This window comes from Bacillus sp. 22190, from assembly GCF_052045575.1.
Classification (GTDB): domain Bacteria; phylum Bacillota; class Bacilli; order Bacillales; family Bacillaceae; genus Bacillus; species Bacillus altitudinis.
On the sequence record NZ_JBQEPF010000001.1, the window covers coordinates 351,733 to 370,430 of the forward strand.

Below are 18,698 nucleotides of genomic sequence, written 5' to 3' on the forward strand. Positions count from 1 at the left end.
CATATTAAATATACCATCATTTACTCTTCTGCCAAACGGCAAGTACGCTGATCCGGCTGTGTGATAAAGTATTAATCCATTAGCACTGCATTTGGCTGTTATTTACAATCTGAATGAGAGGGCTTAAAATAGGTGTGCATTCAGAAGTAACGGAGGAAGAAAGACATGAAGCAGGAACATTCTCAACTTTGGATTGAAGTGAAAAATTATGTACTTATTTTAATAGGATCAGCCATCGTGGCGGTTGGCTTTAATACGTTATTATTACCAAATCAGATTGCTGCTGGCGGTGTGAGTGGAATCAGTACCATTATGCAGTCATTCGGTTTTGAAGCTGCATATGTACAATGGGGTCTCAATATTCCGCTCTTTATCGCAGGCTTTTATTTATTAGGTGGAACATTTGGGATAAAAACGCTCGTTGGTTCTGTCTTTTTACCTTTAATGGTGTTCTTAACAAGACACATTGCTCCTGTCACCCATGAAGCACTGCTCGCCGCAATATTTGGCGGTGTAGTGATTGGGATCGGAATTGGGCTCGTTTTCCTCGGCAATGGTTCAACGGGAGGAACGGCACTTGCGGCCAAAATCATCAATAAATATACAGGGCTGACGTTAGGTACTTGTTTAGCGATGATGGACGGTTTGATTGTTTTGGCGGCCATGACTGTTTTTGGGATTGAAGAAGGACTGTACGCTGTGATCGGAGTGTTCATTTCTAGTAAGACGATTGATGTGGTTCAGGCAGGCTTTAGTCACTCGAAGATGGCCATGATTATTACGGGTCATGAGGATGAGGTCAGACAGGCGGTGTTTGATCAAATTGATCGTGGTGTAACGAAGATTTCAGCAGTAGGTGGGTACACCGACCATGACCGGCCTATTTTAATGTGTGTTGTAGGGCAGTCACAATTCACAAAGTTGAAACAAGTGGTAAAAGCGATCGATGCATCAGCGTTTGTCATCGTCATGGATGCAAAAGAGGTGCTTGGTGAGGGTTTTAAAAGGGCATAAACAAGGATATAATAACGTTGACCAAATGATTGTAAGGGAGGGAAATACATGAAAAAGAGCGGATTAACGCTTCTTTTTGTCGCTATGCTTTTTGTACTTGCGGCCTGTGGAGGAAATTCAAGCAGCAGTGACAAAGAAGGCAGTAAAAGTGCTTCAAATGTGAGTAGTGGTGAAGAGATTTATCAGCAAAACTGTATTGGCTGTCATGGAAAAGACTTATCTGGCGGAGGCGGCCCAAGCCTGAAAGAAGTCGGGAAGAAATATAATGAAAGCCAAATTGCAGATATTGCCCAGAACGGTAAAGGATCTATGCCAAGCGGAATGGTAGATGAAAAACAAGCAAAAGAAGTCGCCAAGTGGCTTGCAGAGAAAAAATAAAACCTTTGTCTAATCGACAAGGTTTTTTTATTTTCTATTTGTAGAAATAGACTTTTAGATAGTATGAAAACGTATTATATTAAATTTTATTTAAAAAAATAAGGGTAAAAAGACACGTTTTTTGGTTTTGGTTGCTCTATTTACCTTTTATTTATAAGTTTTGAAATATAAATGTAATACCATTGCGTCGATTCATGACGTATAATTGGAGTTGTTGAAATTTAGATGATTCAATTTTTTCATCTTTTTGGATGAAAAGGACATAAATTGCTTGTGCGTATCGAAGGGTATGTGCGTGACCATACATAACGTTTTTTGACGAGAAGTGTCAGAACATCATGATAAGCTGTTTGACAGCGAATAAGAAAAGATTAGGTGATTACATGATTGAAATGAAGGAAGTCTATAAGATCTATCCTAATGGTGTAAAGGCGATCAATGGAATCAATGTCTCTATCCATCCAGGAGAGTTTGTGTATGTTGTTGGTCCCAGTGGCGCTGGTAAATCCACGTTCATTAAAATGATGTATCGTGAAGAGAAGCCAACCAAAGGGAAAATCTTAATTAATAACAAAGATTTAGGCTCGATGAAGGAAAAAGAAATTCCTTATGTGAGAAGAGAAATTGGCGTAGTATTCCAAGATTTCAAACTGCTTCCAAGTCTCACGGTCTTTGAGAACGTGGCATTTGCTCTTGAAGTCATTGGTGAACAGCCAAGTATTATTAAGAAAAAAGTGCTTGAAGTACTTGATTTGGTGCAATTAAAGCACAAAGCTCGTCAATTTCCAGATCAGCTTTCCGGCGGTGAACAGCAGCGTGTATCGATCGCTCGTTCGATCGTCAATCATCCTGAGGTTGTCATTGCAGACGAACCGACAGGAAACCTTGATCCAGATACTTCATGGGAAATCATGAAGACACTCGAAGAGATTAATAACCGCGGAACAACAGTCGTCATGGCGACACACAACAAAGAGATTGTAAACAGCATGAAGAAACGCGTCATCGCAATCGAAGATGGAATGATTGTGCGTGACGAAGCAAGAGGGGAGTACGGAATTTATGATTAAAACTCTCTCGCGGCATTTACGTGAGAGCTTCCGTTCACTTGGAAGAAACACGTGGATGACATTTGCATCAATTAGTGCGGTCACTGTCACATTGATTTTAGTTGGGGTTTTTCTTGTTATTATGCTCAACTTGAATAACATGGCATCGAACGCTGAGAAAGAAGTAGAAGTAAAAGTTCTCATCGATTTAACTGCGAATCAAAAGCAGCAGGATGAATTAAAGGCAGAAATTGAGAAGATTCCTGAAATCAGTGATGTGAAATATTCATCCAAGGATGATGAACTAAAAGCACTGATTAAAAGCTTTGGTGAAAATGGACAATCTATGGGATTGGTTGATCAAGAAAATCCATTGAATGATGCGTTTATTGTGAAAACAACAGATCCCCACGATACACCAAAAGTAGCGAAGAAATTAGAAAACCTAAAAGGGACGTATAAAGTCACTTATGGAAAAGAAGAGGTCAGCCGACTCTTTAATGTTGTCGGAGTGGCGCGTAATGTCGGCATCGCACTTATTATTGGGCTTTTATTTACAGCGATGTTCTTGATTTCCAATACGATCAAAATTACGATTTTTGCTAGACGTAAAGAAATTGAGATTATGAAACTAGTAGGTGCAACGAACTGGTTTATCCGCTGGCCGTTCTTCATCGAAGGATTACTACTTGGTGTATTTGGCTCGATTATACCAATCGCTGTATTGCTTGGCACGTATCAATATGCTGTCGGCTGGGTGGCGCCAAGGGTACAAGGTTCATTTATTTCAATGCTTCCATACAATCCGTTTGTCTATCAAGTATCACTGGTCCTTCTATTGATCGGTGCCATTATCGGTGTGTGGGGAAGTTTAACGTCCATCCGTAAATTCTTGAAAGTATAAATCTATTTATATTGATGGCAGCACTCGAGGATTCTATAGAAGATGTGACCGGTTGATCCAAATCATCCGGTCGACTCTTCATGCAGGCAGTTGTCATGGGAGGGGAATATCGTTTTGAAAAGAAAGCTGATGATGGCTGGAATGGCAGCGTTTATTGGAACAACGTGGCTATACATTCCAGGGAACGAAAATCGTGCATTCGCATACGAAGACCTAGATCAAAAACGTCAACAAATTGAAGAGAAAACATCGAAGACTGAATCAACCTTGAAGAAAAAGAAATCAGAACTGGCAAAGCTTGAAAAGAAAGAATCAAAGCTAAAGCAAGAAATTGAAAAAATTGACCAAAAAGTAAGTGCCGCAACTGAAAAAGTCGCTGAAAAAGAAAAAGAGGTCAAACAGACGAAACAAGAGATCAAAAAACTAAAAAAAGAGATTGAAGTCATCAACGAGCGAATTGAAAAGAGAAAAGCGATTTTCAAAGATCGAATTCGTTCTATGCAAAAAAGTGGCGGTACAATCAACTATTTAGATGTGCTGCTAGGTGCTCGTAGCTTTAGTGATTTTGTCAGTCGTGTGGGAGCTGTCACAACCATCGTCGAAGCAGATAAAGACATGATTACAGAACACGAAAATGATTTGGAGCTAGTAGAGCAAAAAGAAGCAGAGCTAAATAAACAGCTAAGTGGACTTGAAACATCTTTGAAAGAGCTTGAAACGTTGAAAAAGGACCTATCTAAACAGCAAAAAGAAAAAGGAAAAGTCCTTGGTCATGTAACGGAAGAAAAAGAACATGCACATGATGAACTAGGAAAGCTTGAAAATGAACAAGAAATTTTAGCGAATCAAAAAGCGGCGGTAAAGTCTGAAGAGGCACGTCGTCAAAAAGAAGAAGCGAAGAAAGCAGAACAAGCAGTTGCTGAAAAAAGTGCACCTGCACCAAGTGGAGGATCTGATCAAGTGTCAGATACACCAGCAAGTAGCTCAGGTTTCATTAAACCAGCTGCAGGCCGTTTCTCATCAGGCTTTGGCGGACGTTCTGGCGGACAGCATTACGGATTAGATATCGCTGCAAAAGGCACTGTATCTGTCGTTGCAGCCGCATCTGGAACAGTCACGAACTCAAGCTACTCGTCGAGTTATGGGAACGTGGTGTTCATTACACATAACATCAATGGCCAAACGTATCAAACGGTATACGCTCATCTTTCAACAAGAAGTGTGTCAACAGGTCAAAGAGTCGAGCAAGGTCAATTCCTTGGATATATGGGCAACACAGGTCAGTCTTATGGCCAGCATCTTCATTTTGAAATTCATAAAGGATTATGGAATGGCGCGAAATCAAATGCAGTCAATCCAGCGCAATATATCCGCTGACAAAAAGCCGATAACAGCATGTTATCGGCTTTTTTCATGTAGATGAAATTAAAATAACAGCAGTAATCCGGCAATAATAGGTGTTAAAAGCACAGCGGATTTTAAGAGAGGTTTCGGCGCAAGGCGTGTAAATTTTGCCCCAATAAAAGCCCCTAATACGGTACCGATTAAGATCTGAACGAGCAGGATAAAGTCAACATAGCCTTCTGAAATATAACCAATTCCACCGCCAATAGAGATTGGAATAATCACTAGCATCGTTGTGCCAACAGCTTGTCTAATAGACAGCTTCAGCAAAATCAAAAGCCCCACTTGAATAAATGGTGCTGATCCGATACCGAACATCCCTGAAAGCATCCCTGATACAAGGCCTAATATAATGCCCCTGATCAGCAATTGGCGTGAAGAAAGCGGCTGCTGTTCAGCATCTTCTTTTAGGACAAACAATTTGATCATCATAAAAACAGCAGATAAAAAGAGCATACCAGCTGTTAAATAGTGCAGGCTATCCTCTGGAATAAAAGGAGCCACTTTTGCTCCGGCAAATGAAGCAATACATGCTAGTGCACCGACAATCAAACCTGATTTGAGCTGAATATTTCCTTCCCGGTAGTGGCTGTATGCACCAGATAAAGTCGTAAATGCCATAGCAGCTAAAGATGTTCCAAGTGCAGTATGGATTGGTACATCAAAGATTAACGTCAGCAATGCGATGACAAAACCAGCCCCGCCAGCTCCTACAAACCCTAGTAAAATTCCTAATAAAAGCATCGTCAATATAATATACATAGCGAAGACTCCTTCTCGATCGTAACAAAATAAAAATTACACCTAATGAAATGATTAGTCAAGCCTCCTTAGGAGAATGTCTTTACATGAAATCCCTTCTTCTGGCATATAATAACTCAGGTCATCAGGAAGAGTTGAAGAAGGAGGCCAAATATGAAAAAACAAATCGCATCCATCATGGCAAGTGTCATTCTCATTATCAGTGCAGGGGTTATGACGCATAAAGAGGCGACTCAAGCGGAGTCACCGAAAGCGGCTACAGTGGCTGGACAAGCTCAATCAAGTGATCGAGCGAAGGAAAACGGAATGGAGAAAATTGAGAAAGCCTATGACCTCATTTCGAATGAATATGTAGAGGAAGTGGATCGTCAAAAGCTGCTTGAAGGTGCCATACAAGGAATGCTTTCAACCTTAAATGATCCGTATTCAGTATACATGGACAAGCAAACCGCAAAGCAATTTTCGGATTCACTTGATTCCTCATTTGAAGGAATTGGGGCAGAAGTTGGAATGGATGAAGGAAAGATTATCATTGTCTCTGCCTTTAAAAAATCCCCTGCGGCAAAGGCGGGTCTGAAACCGAAAGATGAAATCATCAGCATTGACGGTGAGACGATGAAAGAAAAAAGCCTAAACGATGCTGTACTGAAAATAAGAGGAAAAAAAGGAACGTCTGTCGCCTTGAAAATCAGACGAAATGGAATTGAAAAAGAGCTAACATTCCATATCAAACGAGAAGAAATCCCGCTTGAAACCGTAACGGCTTCAATGAAAGAGGTCAATGGTCATAAAACAGGCTATATTGCGATCTCTAGCTTCTCTGAAGATACGGCGAAGGATTTCACGGTAAGCTTGAATAAGCTCGAGAAAAAGGGCATGGAAGGCCTTGTGCTGGACGTGAGAGGAAATCCTGGCGGCTATCTACAAAGTGTGGAAGACATTTTGAAACATTTTATCACAAAGGATCAGCCATATATTCAAATTGCAGAACGGAATGGCGATCGAAAACGATATTTTTCAAAACGAAAAGAACAAAAACCATACCCGGTCAATGTCTTAATTGATAAAGGAAGTGCATCCGCTTCTGAAATTCTGGCTGGTGCCATGAAAGAAGCAGGGAAGTATGAAGTGGTAGGTGATGTTTCCTTTGGTAAAGGAACTGTGCAGCAGGCGGTACCAATGGGAGATGGAAGTAACATTAAATTAACGCTGTATAAGTGGCTGACACCGAAAGGGAATTGGATTCACAAAAAAGGCGTTGTACCGACCATTGCGATTCATCAACCAGATTACTTCACCGTTGGCCCGCTCCAGCTGAAAGAACCGCTTCAGCTTGATATGAACAATGAAGAAGTCAGACAAGCACAGACATTGTTAAAGGGGTTATCATTTGACCCTGGCAGAGTAGATGGATATTTTGACGAAGAAACGAAAAAGGCTGTACTCGCATTTCAAAGCACATACAATCTCGAAAAATCAGGTGTGATTGATTTAAAGACAGCGAAAATGATGAACAAGATGGTAGATGAAGTGAAATCTTATGAAAAGAATGATCTTCAGCTGCAAACTGCACTAAAAGCACTATATCTCAAAAAATAAAGAGGCGAATAAATGCCTCTTTTTTTTGGTTCATAAGTGTTACGAACATGTAATAATTTATTCTTAAAAATATATTATATCTATAAATATATTCATTTATTTTACAAAAAACATAACATTCCTTCGAATTTACCCGATAACATATTTATATAAGAGACTTTCTGTTGATTTAAACATGTCATGAAAATGAAACTTTTGAAAGTTGTATGTTACATAAATAATTCTTACAATAAAAAGTAGCACTCATTTTAAATATTTTATTTTTTGCGGATATTCAGCTTAAGCATTGAGCTGTACCGAGGTTTGCGCTTTTCTTAAAAGAACTAGTAAATGGGGGTACACAATTGAAAAGGGCAAGTATTGTGAGAGAGAAAAAATATTACGAGTTGGTAGAGGAGCTTAAGAGTCGTACGAAAGATGTGACGTTTTCGGCTACAAAGGCATTAAGTCTACTCATGCTGTTAAGCAGGTACTTGGTCAATTACACAACGGTAGAATCAGTCGACGAGATCGATGAAGACTGTGCTGAGATATACTTCAATTATTTAATGGATAATCATAAGAGACTTGGTATAAACTTAACCGACATCAAGAGGTCCATGCAGCTTCTCGGCGGCATACTAGATGTAGATGTAAATCACTATTTAAAAGATTTTTCACTGTCGAATGTCACACTTTGGATGAATCAGGAGAAATAAACCTGATGTCAAGCATCGATTTATTTGATAGAATAAGAGAAAATGCTTGACTTGGGCGGTGAACGATAATGAGCTCGGAGTGGATGGGAGCCGGATTAAAAGCGGTCGGTCTGTTTTTAATCCATCCTCTTTTTTATTTTATGATATTAATCAGCCTATTATATGGCTACATCCGCGTAAAGCGGGAGAGAAAAGCGTTTCAAACAAGAATAGAAGATGTTTACGATGAACTGAAATTTACATATTCAAAGGGATGGGTTCCAGGAATTTGTCTATCGATCATATCTGTAGGCTTAGGGATTTCCCTTCCGCCTGGATTCATCGTGCTGATTGCAGCGATGACCATCGTTTTCTCTTTATTCTTTAAGGCGAGTGCGCTTTCGTCTGCATACACACTCGGTTTCAGTTTTATTGCGGCATTTGGACTGATGTCTGTTCAAGTGAGCCATTCTTGGCTGCCGCAGCTTTCAATGATGAATGCATCAGCCGTTGTGATCCTGTTAGGGCTACTGTTAATGACCGAAGGCATCTTAGCCTATCGAACGGCGCATTTACGTACATCGCCTGCAATGGTGATGAGTGCGAGAGGACTTTTGATCGGCCAGCAGCGAGCGAACCGTCTGTGGCTTCTACCACTTGTTTTGCTGATGCCGGCAGGTGAATGGACTTCTTCTCTGCCATGGTGGCCTGTGCTTCAAGTGCACGATCAAAGCTTTTCATTTATTGTGATCCCGTACATCATCGGCTTTGGCCAGCGTATTCAAGGATCGCTGCCAATTGTGAGTATTCAAATTACGTCACGACGTATTATGATGCTCGGTCTAGCTGTTGCTGCAGTAGGTGCGGCAAGTATTTGGTTTGAGCCGATTGCGTGGGGAGCTGTTGTTCTAGCGATTGCAGGAAGAGCCTTTTTATCATGGAAGCAGAGGGTGAATGACAACGCTGCACCATTCTTTTTCTCTAAGCGGAATCAAGGGCTTATGGTGCTTGGTATCATTCCGAATACCCCTGCGGCTGATTTAAAGCTTGAGATCGGAGAAATGATTACAAAGGTCAATGGAATCGAGATCAAAACCGTTTCAGAATTTTATGAAGCACTACAAACCAACCGTGCTCTGACAAAGCTCGAGATCATTGGTCTCAATGGTCAGACAAGATTTGAGAAACGCGCCTCTTACGAAGGGGAGCATCACCAGCTTGGTATCTTGTTTGTGAAGGACGATCCACAGCAAGAGCCAACGGCGATTTCATCTTAAAAAAAGCTGCTAGAGATGGCAGCTTTTTTCTTTTGGGCGCGTTTCTCTCCCATAGGATTCGCCCCATTCACGCATGGCAAAGATAATGGGCTTTAACGTATTTCCAAGAGAAGTCAGTGAATACTCGACACGAGGAGGAACTTCCTCATAGACTTCACGGTGAACAATCCCGTCTTGTTCAAGTTCTCGTAATTGCAACGTCAGGACACGCTGCGAAATTCTTGGCAGAAGCCGGCGTATTTCGTTGTAACGCTTTGGACCGCAAGTCAAATGATAAAGGATGACGCCTTTCCATTTCCCTCCGATGACATTTGTAGTGATAGACACGGGACAGCCATGATTCACAATACTGACTGGATTGGATGGTGCACTCATCTCAACATTCCTTTCTTAAACGAAAATGGTCATAAACGAACATGTTTGTACCTAACGAACAAAAATGTGCGTACTTGAATCAATGGAAGCTTTTCTTTTACCATAGAGATAGGACATCACACATTCGGGTTGTTTGTTTTCCTATCATAACAATTTCTATGAGGGAATGGAAAGAAATTGGATTGTGAGAACACACCTGTTCATTAGAAAGGATGAATAAAATGCGAGACAAAGAGCAGTTAAAAAAAGAAATCATTGAGGCGTATGAATTCCGTCATGCGACAAAAGAGTTTGACCCAGCGAAAAAGATTCCAGAGGATGATTTTGCATTTATTTTAGAAACAGGAAGACTTTCTCCAAGCTCTGTAGGGTTTGAGCCTTGGAAGTTCCTCGTTGTTCAAAATGAAGCATTCAGAGAAAAATTAAAAGAGTATACATGGGGGGCGCAAAAGCAGCTTCCAACTGCCAGCCATTTTGTGATCATCTTGGCAAGAACAGATGCCCGCTATGATTCAGATTATGCAGAATACATCAACAAGCAAATCAAAGGAATGACAGACGAAACGTTTGAAATGGTCAAGGGGCGCTACAGAGAATTCCAAGAGAACGATCTTCATCTGCTAGAAAATGACCGTACATTATTTGATTGGGCTTCAAAACAAACGTATATTGCCTTAGGTAACATGATGACAGCTGCGGCACAGATCGGCATTGATTCATGCCCAGTTGAAGGATTTAGCTACGATCACATCCATCGTATCTTAGAAGAAGAAGGGTTACTGGAGGATGGTCAATACGACATCTCTGTCATGGCAGCCTTTGGTTATCGTGTCACTGAGCCAAAACGCGGCAAAACACGTCGCCCGATGGATGAAGTAGCTGTTTGGATTCGTTAATCGCTGTTTGTCTGAAAAAGGCTGTTGACAATTGCGTGGTTAGTCAGTATATTTAAAAAATAAAATCTTTGACGAATATACAAATTTGACTATAAACGCTTTGACTTGAGAATAGTAAATGAACATCCGTTTTTTAAGAGAGCTGCGGGTCGGTGCAACGCAGTAAAACGAATCATTGAACTCGCTCAAAGAGCGGTAAGACTGAATGAATAGTAAGTCTTTACGTGTGACCTCCGTTATCGGGTTTTAAGTTGGATTCAGCCATGGCTGAATCAATAAGAGTGGTAACGCGGTTGCAAGGTCAGTCGTCTCTTCCAGGAGATGGCTGGCCTTTTTATATGCTTTTATCTCATATTTGTCTGAAGATTCAAATTTAAAGGAGCTATAGAAAATGGAAAAGGAACATGTGCAGTTAAAACGAACAATGACATCAAGGCATATTATGATGCTTGCGCTTGGCGGTGCCATCGGTGCTGGTCTGTTTAAAGGAAGCAGTTCTGCCATTGATATTGCGGGTCCTGCTGTCATTTTGGCATACATGATTGGTGGTCTTATTTTATTATTTATTATGCAAGGACTTGCCGAAATGACCGTTGCACGACCTGGAGCAAGAACATTCCGTGACTTGATTGAACCTGTGTTAGGAAAATATCCGGCCTATTTCTTAGACTGGATCTATTGGAAGATGTGGGTGCTGAACATTGCAGCAGAAGCGATTGTGTCGGCCATCTTTATTCAGTACTGGTTCCCACAAGTGCCAATCTGGATGCTTGTGTTAATCATTTCACTTGTAGTCACAATCATTAATGTTTGCTCAGTCAAAATGTTTGCTGAGACAGAGTATTGGTTAGCTTCTATTAAAATTGCTGTCATCATCTTATTTATTATCATTGGATTAACCATGCTATTTGTCTCATTCGGACAGCATGCAGCACCTGGATTGTCTAACTTAACGGATCACGGTGGATTTTTCCCAAATGGTACTGGCGGATTAATTGCAGCAATGCTGGTTGTCGTGTATTCATATGGTGGGACGGAGATGATTGGGGTTACTTTAGCAGAAACAAAAAACCCTGAAAAAGTCATCCCAAAGGCCATTCAAAGTACGTTTGTACGCATCATCGGTTTTTATGTACTGCCGTTCTTTATCATTGTCAGCTTAATCCCTTGGAATCAAGTAAACAATGAGCAAGTAAGTCCATTTGTGACAGTGTTTGCAACGATCGGAGTACCGTATGCCAGTGACATCATGAACGGCATTATCTTACTAGCGATTTTGTCTTCTATGAACTCTGGCTTGTATGCTTCATCACGGGTGCTTTATACACAGGCAATGGATGGCCGTGTATGGAAAGGATTCTCCAAGCTGTCAAAACAGCAGGTGCCTGTTCGAGCCATCCTTGTATGTACATCTACCTTGTATGCAGCTGTATTGATTTCTCTTTTTGTAGGAAGTCAAACATTTAATTACTTAATGGGCTCTTTAAGTTACACAGTTCTATTCATCTGGTTTATCATTGCCGTCGGTCATTTGAAATCTCGAAGCGTCGCACAGCCAGGCGGATATCGCGTGAAGCTGTATCCTTTCACAACGTGGTTTTCCGTTATTGCGATCATGGCCATTTTTGTCGGCGTTGTATTCAATACACCAATTGTTCAAACGCTGGTCACAATGGGCATTTATTTAATCATTACACTTTCTTTCTTTATTAACAGAAAACGGTTTGAAACAGCCGTCTAATTTATTAAAAAGCGTGCAGGACCTTCTGAAGGGTCTCGCACGCTTTTTTTAATACTGTTTATATTGCTTGAAATGGACAGGGGATTGAACGGGATGTGGCTTTGCCTGAAGGCCATAGCTCTCCCTGACGATATAAAGCGGCCGGTCCTTGGCTTCATCGTAGATTCGGCCGATATACTCTCCGATCATGCCTAACATAAAGAGGGTGATCCCGCTAAAGAATAGCTGAATGACAATTAATGAACTCCAGCCGGTGATGGTGCTGTTTGTAAAAAGCTTTAAATATAAAACTAGAAACATCGAAATGAAGCCAATAGCTGAAAGGGTAATACCTGCCACGCTGGCTAGCTTTAAAGGTTTGTAAGAAAAAGATGTGATCCCATCCATCGAGAGCTTGAGCATCTTTTTGAGAGGGTACTTTGTTTCTCCTGCCAACCGCTCATCCCGAACATATTCTACCGCAACCTGTTTGAAGCCAACCCAGCTCACTAATCCGCGGACAAATGGGTTTTTCTCGCGTATTTTTCTCATTTCATGACACACTTTACGATCCATCAATCTAAAGTCGCCGGTGTCAATAGGAATATCTACTTCGGTGATTTGACGTAGCACTCGGTAGAAAAGGGAAGCCGTGTACTTTTTGAAAGCTGTTTCGCCTTTTCGTTGCGTGCGGACCGCGTATACGACCTCATAGCCTTCCTTCCATTTTTCAATCATGTCTAAAATCAATTCAGGTGGATCTTGTAAATCCGCATCAATCACTACGACAGCTTCTCCCTTTGCATAATCCATTCCCGCTGTAATGGCAATTTGATGCCCAAAGTTACGAGAAAAATCAATAAGTCTCACATGCGGATCAGTCTGGCAGTACCCTTTAATCAGTTCAGCTGTTCGATCCATACTGCCGTCATTGACGAAGAGAAGCTCATATGCTTCTCCCGTCGAATCCATGACGGTCTTGAGGCGCTGATACGATTCATGGATCACAAGTTCTTCATTATACACTGGGACTACAACAGAGTATTGTATGTTCTTTTCCATCAGTCATCGTTCCTCCCTTTTAATAGATGAATTAATCAACGGATAGTTCATAAAGAGTACCGCTCTCCATTCCACCCATTCGTCCATTTGACTGATCATTTTGTTTTGATTGTTGGCTGTCAGAGCTGTCTGTTTGCTGGTTCGTTTTGGATGTAGAGCTGTTCTGCCATTTAGAAGCAGATACTTCTTTGCCATTTTTTTGAATCCAAGTGAGAATGTCAGAGCTACCGCCTCTCATACCAGAAAGATAGAAGTATTTGATTTTGCCGTCTTTAACGAGCTGTTTGAATTCATTAAGCGTGAGAATGTTATCAGATCCACTAAATCCACCTAATGCCATAACAGCTTTTCCTGTTTTAATAATGTAAGGCGAAGCAGTGGTTGCATCTGTTGTCCCGAATAGGAATTCTTCTCCCGTATTGTTTTTCTCAAGATAGCTGATCAGCTTTTCATTGACTTGTGAACTCATGCTGCCACTTGAAGTTGCAAGCTGAGGACCAGCCTCTGGCAGCATACTGTTTCCTCCGTAAAGAAGAGGTGTGCTTGCCCAGTATAGTGGTGCGATCAGCATCCCAAGGATGGCAATGAGAGACATGAATTGTTTTAGTTTTTCTTTCCCTTTTATCAAAAGTAGAGAAAGGATCGTTCCAACACCAATGATACCGACTGCGATGCTTAGTCCAAGTCCGATCGTGCTTGTAAAAGTGGATAGGATAAAGATTTCAAATGCGGTTGTGACGAATATCGCAATTGGAAGCAACCATTTTTTAAAGCCAGTTCCTGTTTGGAACAATTGAGTCATAGAAACCCATCCGGCTCCTGCTAATACAGCAATTGGCGGTGCCAGCATGATTAAATAATAGTGATGGAAAAATCCAGCTATACTGAAGAATGCAGCAACAGGTATAAGCCAAGCTAACCAAAATAGTGTTTCTTTTTGTTTTGTATTGAGGCGTCTTCTTTCAAAGGCTGTCGAGAAGAAGATACCAATCGCACCGAAGAGCGCAAATGGAAGCAGCCAGCTGATTTGATCGGACAGTTCAGATTGGAACAGACGTAATGGCCCTTTTGTTCCTGTTCCAAACATGCCAGAACCATTTCCCATTTTTCCGCCCCCGCCATTTGGCGGTCCATCACCATTACCGCCTGAAGGCATATCAGGTGGTGTTGTGCCGTTTGCATTGCTTGGTGGTCCTTGCATTGAAGGCTGTTCCTGACTGGATGATTGGTTTGAATTGTCTGAGTTGTTTTGAGTTCCATTTGATGGCGGCTGAGGCATGGTGGATGAATCATTGTCATTTTGCTGATCACCCTGCTGTGAAGGTGGCTGTCCCTCGCCCTGATTTGTGCCGCCTCCTCCGCCAGACTGTTGACCAGTCAACCGCTGAAGACCATTGTAACCAAAGGCTAATTCTAGTGCTGAATTCGATTGACTTGATCCCATATAAGGACGATTGTCTTTGGAAGTGAGATCAACCGCTATAGACCATGAAGCAGATACACCTAAAAGAACAATCATCGAAATCATCAGCGATAACAACTTTTTCTTCCATGTCGTTCGATAGGCGATGATGTAAAACAGGACGAGAGCCGGTACAATCATATACGCTTGCAGCATTTTTGTATTAAAACCGACACCGATCATTGCAAAAGAAGCAATCGCCCAAAGCACTTTCTGCTGTTTCACAGCCTTGAACATCATGGCTGTTGCGAGTAAAAGAATAAAGACGAGTAAGCTATCAATGTTATTTGTACGAGATACAGCAACTGCGATTGGTGTACACGCCATAATGAGCGCTGACACTCTTGCAGCAGCCAGGCCAAATGTAGGTTTGACTAGGCGGTAGATTAAATAAACAGATCCAATGCCAGCTAAAGCTTGGGGTAAGATCACACTCCAGCCATGCAAGCCAAAAATTTTGGCACTGATCGTTTGCAGCCAGAAGGCGAGCGGTGGTTTATCCACCGTGACATAACCTGAGGGATCGAACGAAGCAAAGAAGAAATTATGCCAGCTTTGCATCATACTTGTGACCGCCGCTGTATAATAAGCGTTCACCGTATCGTCGTTCCAAATGTTATAAATGTTTAAAATGGCAGATAAAATCAATATGAAAAATAAATAAAGATCAAATTTCTGAAAGCGTCTAATCAAAAGCTTGTCACTCCTTTTTCTTAACTTGAAAAAAGTGTAACAAGCAAATATGAATAAATTGTTAATAAAAAAAGGCCAATTCTTTATTTTTCTGTTGAATAAAAACAGCTCTAGAAAAGAGCTGTTTTGTTTAAAAGATGTCATCTTATTTTATGAGGAGACAGGCGGAGTTTCAGTGGTCTCTGCACTTGGTAATTGTATAATAGCGGACGTACCTAAGCCTTGTTCAGATTGAAGAACGAACGTGCCACGATGTTTTTTTATAATTTGATAAACAATGGCTAGTCCAAGACCAGAGCCGCCATCTTTTCTTGTGCGGGCTTTATTCACTCGATAAAAACGCTCAGAGACATGAGGGAGATCTCCTTTTGGAATTCCGCTGCCTTCATCTGTAATTCTCAATTCAGCAGTTTGTTGGTGAACGAATAATTCAATCGAAATCGATTTTCCTGAAGGCGTGTAATGGATGGCATTGTCCAATAAATTACGAACGACTTGCTCAAGTCGATCGCTATCACCATAAATAATACAATCCTCTTCGAGTTCGCGGTTGAACGAGATTCTCTTTTGACTAGCAATGAATGTCATTTGATCAAGAACATCATGAATAAGCTGCGCAAAGACGATCGGCTCCATCGTTAGTGGGTAAGATTCCCCCTCTAACTGTGCGAGATCAAGAAGGTCATGTACGAGCCGGCTTAATCGTGTGGATTCGTCTTGAATAATCTGCATGCCTTTCTTTTGATCAATAATGCCTTCTTCAATTCCTTCAGCATAGCCTTTCATATAACTTAAAGGCGTTCTCAGTTCGTGGGAGACATTAGCAAGGAACTCTCTGCGATGCTGTTCAACTTTTTCTAAGGTAGAGGACAGTTTATTAAAGGAACGGCTCAGCTGATTTAACTCATCCCCTTTTTTGGTCACAGCCATGCGTTTTGAAAAATCACCAGATTCCATTTCCATTGCAATTTCTTTCATTTGATTGATCGTCCTTACGACTTTATTAGAACTTTTATATCCAATGAAGAAAATCAAAAGCAAGATAATTAAAATAGAGATGCCAAGCGTTAATCGAATTTGAACAAACGGTTCATACACATCAGATAAAGGCATAGAGAGGAAAATGGTTCCTGATAAATCATTTTTGTTTGAGAACACAGGGATGGCAATCCCGAGAATATCTTGATGAAACTGGGGGTGTTCTCTAATTAACACAACTGTTTCCCCCTGAAGAAGCTTTTGGCGTTCTTTAAACGTAATGAGGTTATCGTTTGTATTCGTATCAAAAGGAATACCGCTTGAAAGCTCCATAGGATCATCAGTAAAAATAACACTTGCCTGACTTGAGTCATTTGCCCACTTCATTCTGTCAGTAAAATATGTGTCTTTCCCGTGTTTGTGATAGATTTCTGCCAGTTTCTTTCCTTGTAAACTTAAAGAGTCAATCTGTTTATCTATATATAAGTGCTGGTATAAGTAATAAGTCAGGGCAAGAGCTGAGGCAGCAACGATGCCTATAACGGAAAGGATTAAGAAAAGCACTTTCCTTTTAATAGATAATGGCTTCATTTGTCCTCCTCAAACTTATAGCCGACACCCCAAACGGTCTTAATATACCGTTCCGCTTCCTTTAATTTCAGTCTTAGTGTTTTAATATGTGTATCGACTGTTCTTAAAGAGCCACTAGGTGAGTGTGATTCCCACAATTTTTGATAGAGCTGTTCACGGGAAAAGACTTGGCCTTGATTGAGCAGAAGAAACATAAGTAAATCAAATTCTCTTCTTGTTAAATTGATGGGCTCTTGCTTGAGATAGACTTGTCTGCCATCTTGATCGATCTCCAAGTCACCAATCATGATTCGACTGCGCTTTAAAGAAAGACCTCTAATTCGTCTTAATGTCGTTTCAATTCTAGCTGCAAGCTCACGTAGACTAAAAGGCTTCATGATGTAGTCGTCTGCTCCAATTTCCAGCCCCTTAATGCGATCCTCTTCATAACTTCTAGCTGTTAAAAATAAAATGGGGATTTGAGAGGTTTGCCTAATGCGCTGGCAGACTTCGAATCCATCCATATCTGGCATCATAATATCCAATACAACAAGGTCAATGGCCTCTTTTTCAAGCTGATGTAAGGCGCCCGTGCCATTATTTGCAGTTATCACGTGAAAGCCTTGTCTCTGCAAAAAGGATCCGATTAACTCAAGCATATCTAATTCATCATCTACTATTAAAATATTCATCTGTTCTTTCATTTCTTTTCCTCCAACATGATAGCATAAGGTCCTGCTGGGATGTTCAGTCGGTTCTTCAACATAAATGTATGTTTGTCGATGACGGATACTGAATTGTCATCTAAGTTACTGACATATATAGATGAGGAATCAGCAGTGATATAATTCGGATTTTGACCGGTCTCAACAGAGGAAAGCAGTTTGTTTTTCTCGGTATTTACTTTATATAGTGTATGGTCTCCATGACATAATACATATAAAGTAGAAGAGTTTTTTTCTGAAAAAAATGCGACTGGCATAACACCTAGTTTGATTTCTCGCTGTTTCTTACCTGTTTTAGGGTCGTAAGCAAAAATGCTCTTATTTAATGTGCCCGGTTTACCGTGTCCTCCAACCCAAATGGAATGCCCATCAAAATGAATGCCAGATGGCCGTTCTAGAACGGAAATCGTTCGTATCTTTTTTTTCTTTTCAATATCAATGACTGAAACAGAATGACTTTTTGCATTTAAAACAAACAACGTTCCAGAAGAAGACAACGCCATAGAAGAGGGTAATGTCCCGGTCTTCACAGTTGCTTTTATTTTCTTGTGCACTGTATCGATAAAATAAACGACATTTTTCTCTGAATCGGTCACAAGTAAAGTGTTGGTATCCGCATCATACGCAAGTGAAGTCAGACCTTTATTCACATCCATATAGTCCGCTGCTGTTCCTTTTTTTAAATTGATTTCTATAAGAGATTGTCCTTCCTTACTTGATGCAATGATCACGTCTTTGTTGATGTGAACAAGATCAGTGAGAGGATGTTTTAAATCAACGGAAGAGACAATTTTATTTTTTTGTAAATCAACGATTGAAAAGGAGGCTTTTTTTAGTTGAGAAATGACAGCAATTGATTGAGAGCTGCCAGGGGGCGTAAATTGCTGGTCTTTTCCGCAGCCTGCTAGGAAAAATAGTAGAGCTGACAAGCATATTAAAAAATATTTCACTCGTTTCATCCTTCTGCTCCTTTGGTGCTCTATTTTCAAAAAGCATAACACAAAAATTGTGAAAAAAAATCGAAGTTATGAATGCTGGAAGATATGAAAAGAAGTTTTTAGGTGGGGAAGTAGAGGTAAATGAAAGCTGAAATTTCTTTTTCGTCTATTTATATGACATTTTTTCATGAGTAAAAGATCATTTTCACAGTTTG

At 40.7% G+C, this 18,698-nt stretch carries 17 protein-coding genes and 1 other annotated feature; of the genes, 10 read left to right on the forward strand and 7 right to left on the reverse strand.

The window, feature by feature from the left end; all coding sequences use genetic code 11:
- Positions 1–165: 165 nt before the first annotated feature.
- The 5 genes from ACTJKA_RS01800 to ACTJKA_RS01820 all read left to right on the forward strand — a co-directional run bounded on the left by ACTJKA_RS01800 (position 166) and on the right by ACTJKA_RS01820 (position 4,722).
- Positions 166–1,014: a YitT family protein gene (locus ACTJKA_RS01800; RefSeq protein WP_060781471.1), complete on the forward strand. Its 849-nt coding sequence runs from the start codon at positions 166–168 to the stop codon at positions 1,012–1,014.
- A 48-nt stretch (positions 1,015–1,062) separates the two neighbouring features.
- Entirely contained in the window at positions 1,063–1,392 is a 330-nt protein-coding gene (gene cccB / locus ACTJKA_RS01805; RefSeq protein ID WP_007500002.1) for a cytochrome c551, read from the forward strand.
- Between the two features lie 383 nt (positions 1,393–1,775).
- Complete coding sequence (gene ftsE / locus ACTJKA_RS01810) at positions 1,776–2,462, forward strand: cell division ATP-binding protein FtsE (protein ID WP_008348229.1); 687 nt, start codon at positions 1,776–1,778, stop codon at positions 2,460–2,462.
- Positions 2,455–3,345: a permease-like cell division protein FtsX gene (ftsX, locus tag ACTJKA_RS01815; RefSeq protein ID WP_017368131.1), complete on the forward strand. Its 891-nt coding sequence runs from the start codon at positions 2,455–2,457 to the stop codon at positions 3,343–3,345. Before ftsE ends, ftsX begins: the two co-directional genes overlap by 8 nt.
- 114 nt (positions 3,346–3,459) lie before the next feature.
- On the forward strand, positions 3,460–4,722 hold the full coding sequence (locus ACTJKA_RS01820) for a murein hydrolase activator EnvC family protein (RefSeq protein WP_079919135.1): 1,263 nt from the start codon (positions 3,460–3,462) through the stop codon (positions 4,720–4,722).
- A gap of 48 nt (positions 4,723–4,770) precedes the next feature.
- Here ACTJKA_RS01820 and ACTJKA_RS01825 read toward each other — a convergent pair whose 3' ends face one another.
- Entirely contained in the window at positions 4,771–5,511 is a 741-nt protein-coding gene (locus ACTJKA_RS01825) for a sulfite exporter TauE/SafE family protein (protein ID WP_017368130.1), read from the reverse strand.
- A 153-nt stretch (positions 5,512–5,664) separates the two neighbouring features.
- Between ACTJKA_RS01825 and ctpB the strand changes: the two genes are divergently transcribed.
- The 3 genes from ctpB (at position 5,665) to ACTJKA_RS01840 (ending at position 9,064) form a co-directional block, all read left to right on the forward strand.
- Entirely contained in the window at positions 5,665–7,110 is a 1,446-nt protein-coding gene (ctpB, locus tag ACTJKA_RS01830) for a carboxy-terminal processing protease CtpB (protein WP_099496867.1), read from the forward strand.
- Between the two features lie 344 nt (positions 7,111–7,454).
- A complete protein-coding gene (locus ACTJKA_RS01835) occupies positions 7,455–7,808 on the forward strand; it encodes a swarming motility protein SwrAA (protein ID WP_007500014.1) in 354 nt (117 codons plus the stop codon).
- Positions 7,809–7,876: 68 nt separating this feature from the next.
- Positions 7,877–9,064 carry a PDZ domain-containing protein gene (locus ACTJKA_RS01840; protein ID WP_240688361.1) on the forward strand — a complete coding sequence of 396 codons (1,188 nt, stop codon included), beginning with the start codon at positions 7,877–7,879 and terminating at the stop codon, positions 9,062–9,064.
- A 9-nt stretch (positions 9,065–9,073) separates the two neighbouring features.
- Here ACTJKA_RS01840 and ACTJKA_RS01845 read toward each other — a convergent pair whose 3' ends face one another.
- Positions 9,074–9,439: a winged helix-turn-helix transcriptional regulator gene (locus tag ACTJKA_RS01845; protein WP_017357877.1), complete on the reverse strand. Its 366-nt coding sequence runs from the start codon at positions 9,437–9,439 to the stop codon at positions 9,074–9,076.
- A 221-nt stretch (positions 9,440–9,660) separates the two neighbouring features.
- Here ACTJKA_RS01845 and ACTJKA_RS01850 point away from each other — a divergent pair, with 221 nt between their 5' ends.
- Positions 9,661–10,335, forward strand: a complete 675-nt coding sequence (locus tag ACTJKA_RS01850; protein WP_025208053.1) for an NAD(P)H-dependent oxidoreductase — start codon at positions 9,661–9,663, stop codon at positions 10,333–10,335.
- 91 nt (positions 10,336–10,426) lie between these two features.
- Positions 10,427–10,651 (forward strand) — a binding site (T-box leader).
- 75 nt (positions 10,652–10,726) lie between these two features.
- Entirely contained in the window at positions 10,727–12,076 is a 1,350-nt protein-coding gene (locus tag ACTJKA_RS01855) for an amino acid permease (RefSeq protein ID WP_322536050.1), read from the forward strand.
- 48 nt (positions 12,077–12,124) lie between these two features.
- Here the strand turns inward: ACTJKA_RS01855 and ACTJKA_RS01860 are convergent, their stop codons facing one another.
- The 5 genes from ACTJKA_RS01860 to ACTJKA_RS01880 all read right to left on the reverse strand — a co-directional run bounded on the left by ACTJKA_RS01860 (position 12,125) and on the right by ACTJKA_RS01880 (position 18,504).
- Entirely contained in the window at positions 12,125–13,117 is a 993-nt protein-coding gene (locus ACTJKA_RS01860; protein ID WP_017368127.1) for a glycosyltransferase family 2 protein, read from the reverse strand.
- Between the two features lie 31 nt (positions 13,118–13,148).
- Positions 13,149–15,272: an ArnT family glycosyltransferase gene (locus ACTJKA_RS01865; protein WP_268359070.1), complete on the reverse strand. Its 2,124-nt coding sequence runs from the start codon at positions 15,270–15,272 to the stop codon at positions 13,149–13,151.
- Positions 15,273–15,422: 150 nt separating this feature from the next.
- Positions 15,423–16,841: a HAMP domain-containing sensor histidine kinase gene (locus ACTJKA_RS01870; RefSeq protein ID WP_108611019.1), complete on the reverse strand. Its 1,419-nt coding sequence runs from the start codon at positions 16,839–16,841 to the stop codon at positions 15,423–15,425.
- The gene (locus ACTJKA_RS01875) at positions 16,838–17,524 is read right to left on the reverse strand and encodes a response regulator transcription factor (RefSeq protein WP_025208049.1); all 687 of its coding nucleotides are present in this window, start codon (positions 17,522–17,524) and stop codon (positions 16,838–16,840) included. The genes ACTJKA_RS01870 and ACTJKA_RS01875 overlap by 4 nt, the downstream gene beginning before the upstream one ends.
- Positions 17,521–18,504 carry a YncE family protein gene (locus ACTJKA_RS01880; RefSeq protein WP_045033991.1) on the reverse strand — a complete coding sequence of 328 codons (984 nt, stop codon included), beginning with the start codon at positions 18,502–18,504 and terminating at the stop codon, positions 17,521–17,523. The genes ACTJKA_RS01875 and ACTJKA_RS01880 overlap by 4 nt, the downstream gene beginning before the upstream one ends.
- Positions 18,505–18,698 lie beyond the last annotated feature (194 nt).

Excerpts from the sequence above, each read along its gene's own strand:
- ACTJKA_RS01870 (WP_108611019.1), bottom strand. The coding sequence starts at position 16,841 with ATGAAGCCATTATCTATTAAAAGGAAAGTGCTTTTCTTAATCCTTTCC.
- ACTJKA_RS01880 (WP_045033991.1), bottom strand. The coding sequence starts at position 18,504 with ATGAAACGAGTGAAATATTTTTTAATATGCTTGTCAGCTCTACTATTT.
- cccB (WP_007500002.1), top strand. The coding sequence starts at position 1,063 with ATGAAAAAGAGCGGATTAACGCTTCTTTTTGTCGCTATGCTTTTTGTA.
- ACTJKA_RS01850 (WP_025208053.1), top strand. The coding sequence starts at position 9,661 with ATGCGAGACAAAGAGCAGTTAAAAAAAGAAATCATTGAGGCGTATGAA.
- ACTJKA_RS01860 (WP_017368127.1), bottom strand. The coding sequence starts at position 13,117 with ATGGAAAAGAACATACAATACTCTGTTGTAGTCCCAGTGTATAATGAA.
- ACTJKA_RS01840 (WP_240688361.1), top strand. The coding sequence starts at position 7,877 with ATGAGCTCGGAGTGGATGGGAGCCGGATTAAAAGCGGTCGGTCTGTTT.
- ctpB (WP_099496867.1), top strand. The coding sequence starts at position 5,665 with ATGAAAAAACAAATCGCATCCATCATGGCAAGTGTCATTCTCATTATC.
- ftsE (WP_008348229.1), top strand. The coding sequence starts at position 1,776 with ATGATTGAAATGAAGGAAGTCTATAAGATCTATCCTAATGGTGTAAAG.
- ACTJKA_RS01855 (WP_322536050.1), top strand. The coding sequence starts at position 10,727 with ATGGAAAAGGAACATGTGCAGTTAAAACGAACAATGACATCAAGGCAT.
- ACTJKA_RS01875 (WP_025208049.1), bottom strand. The coding sequence starts at position 17,524 with ATGAAAGAACAGATGAATATTTTAATAGTAGATGATGAATTAGATATG.
- ftsX (WP_017368131.1), top strand. The coding sequence starts at position 2,455 with ATGATTAAAACTCTCTCGCGGCATTTACGTGAGAGCTTCCGTTCACTT.
- ACTJKA_RS01825 (WP_017368130.1), bottom strand. The coding sequence starts at position 5,511 with ATGTATATTATATTGACGATGCTTTTATTAGGAATTTTACTAGGGTTT.
- ACTJKA_RS01800 (WP_060781471.1), top strand. The coding sequence starts at position 166 with ATGAAGCAGGAACATTCTCAACTTTGGATTGAAGTGAAAAATTATGTA.
- ACTJKA_RS01845 (WP_017357877.1), bottom strand. The coding sequence starts at position 9,439 with ATGAGTGCACCATCCAATCCAGTCAGTATTGTGAATCATGGCTGTCCC.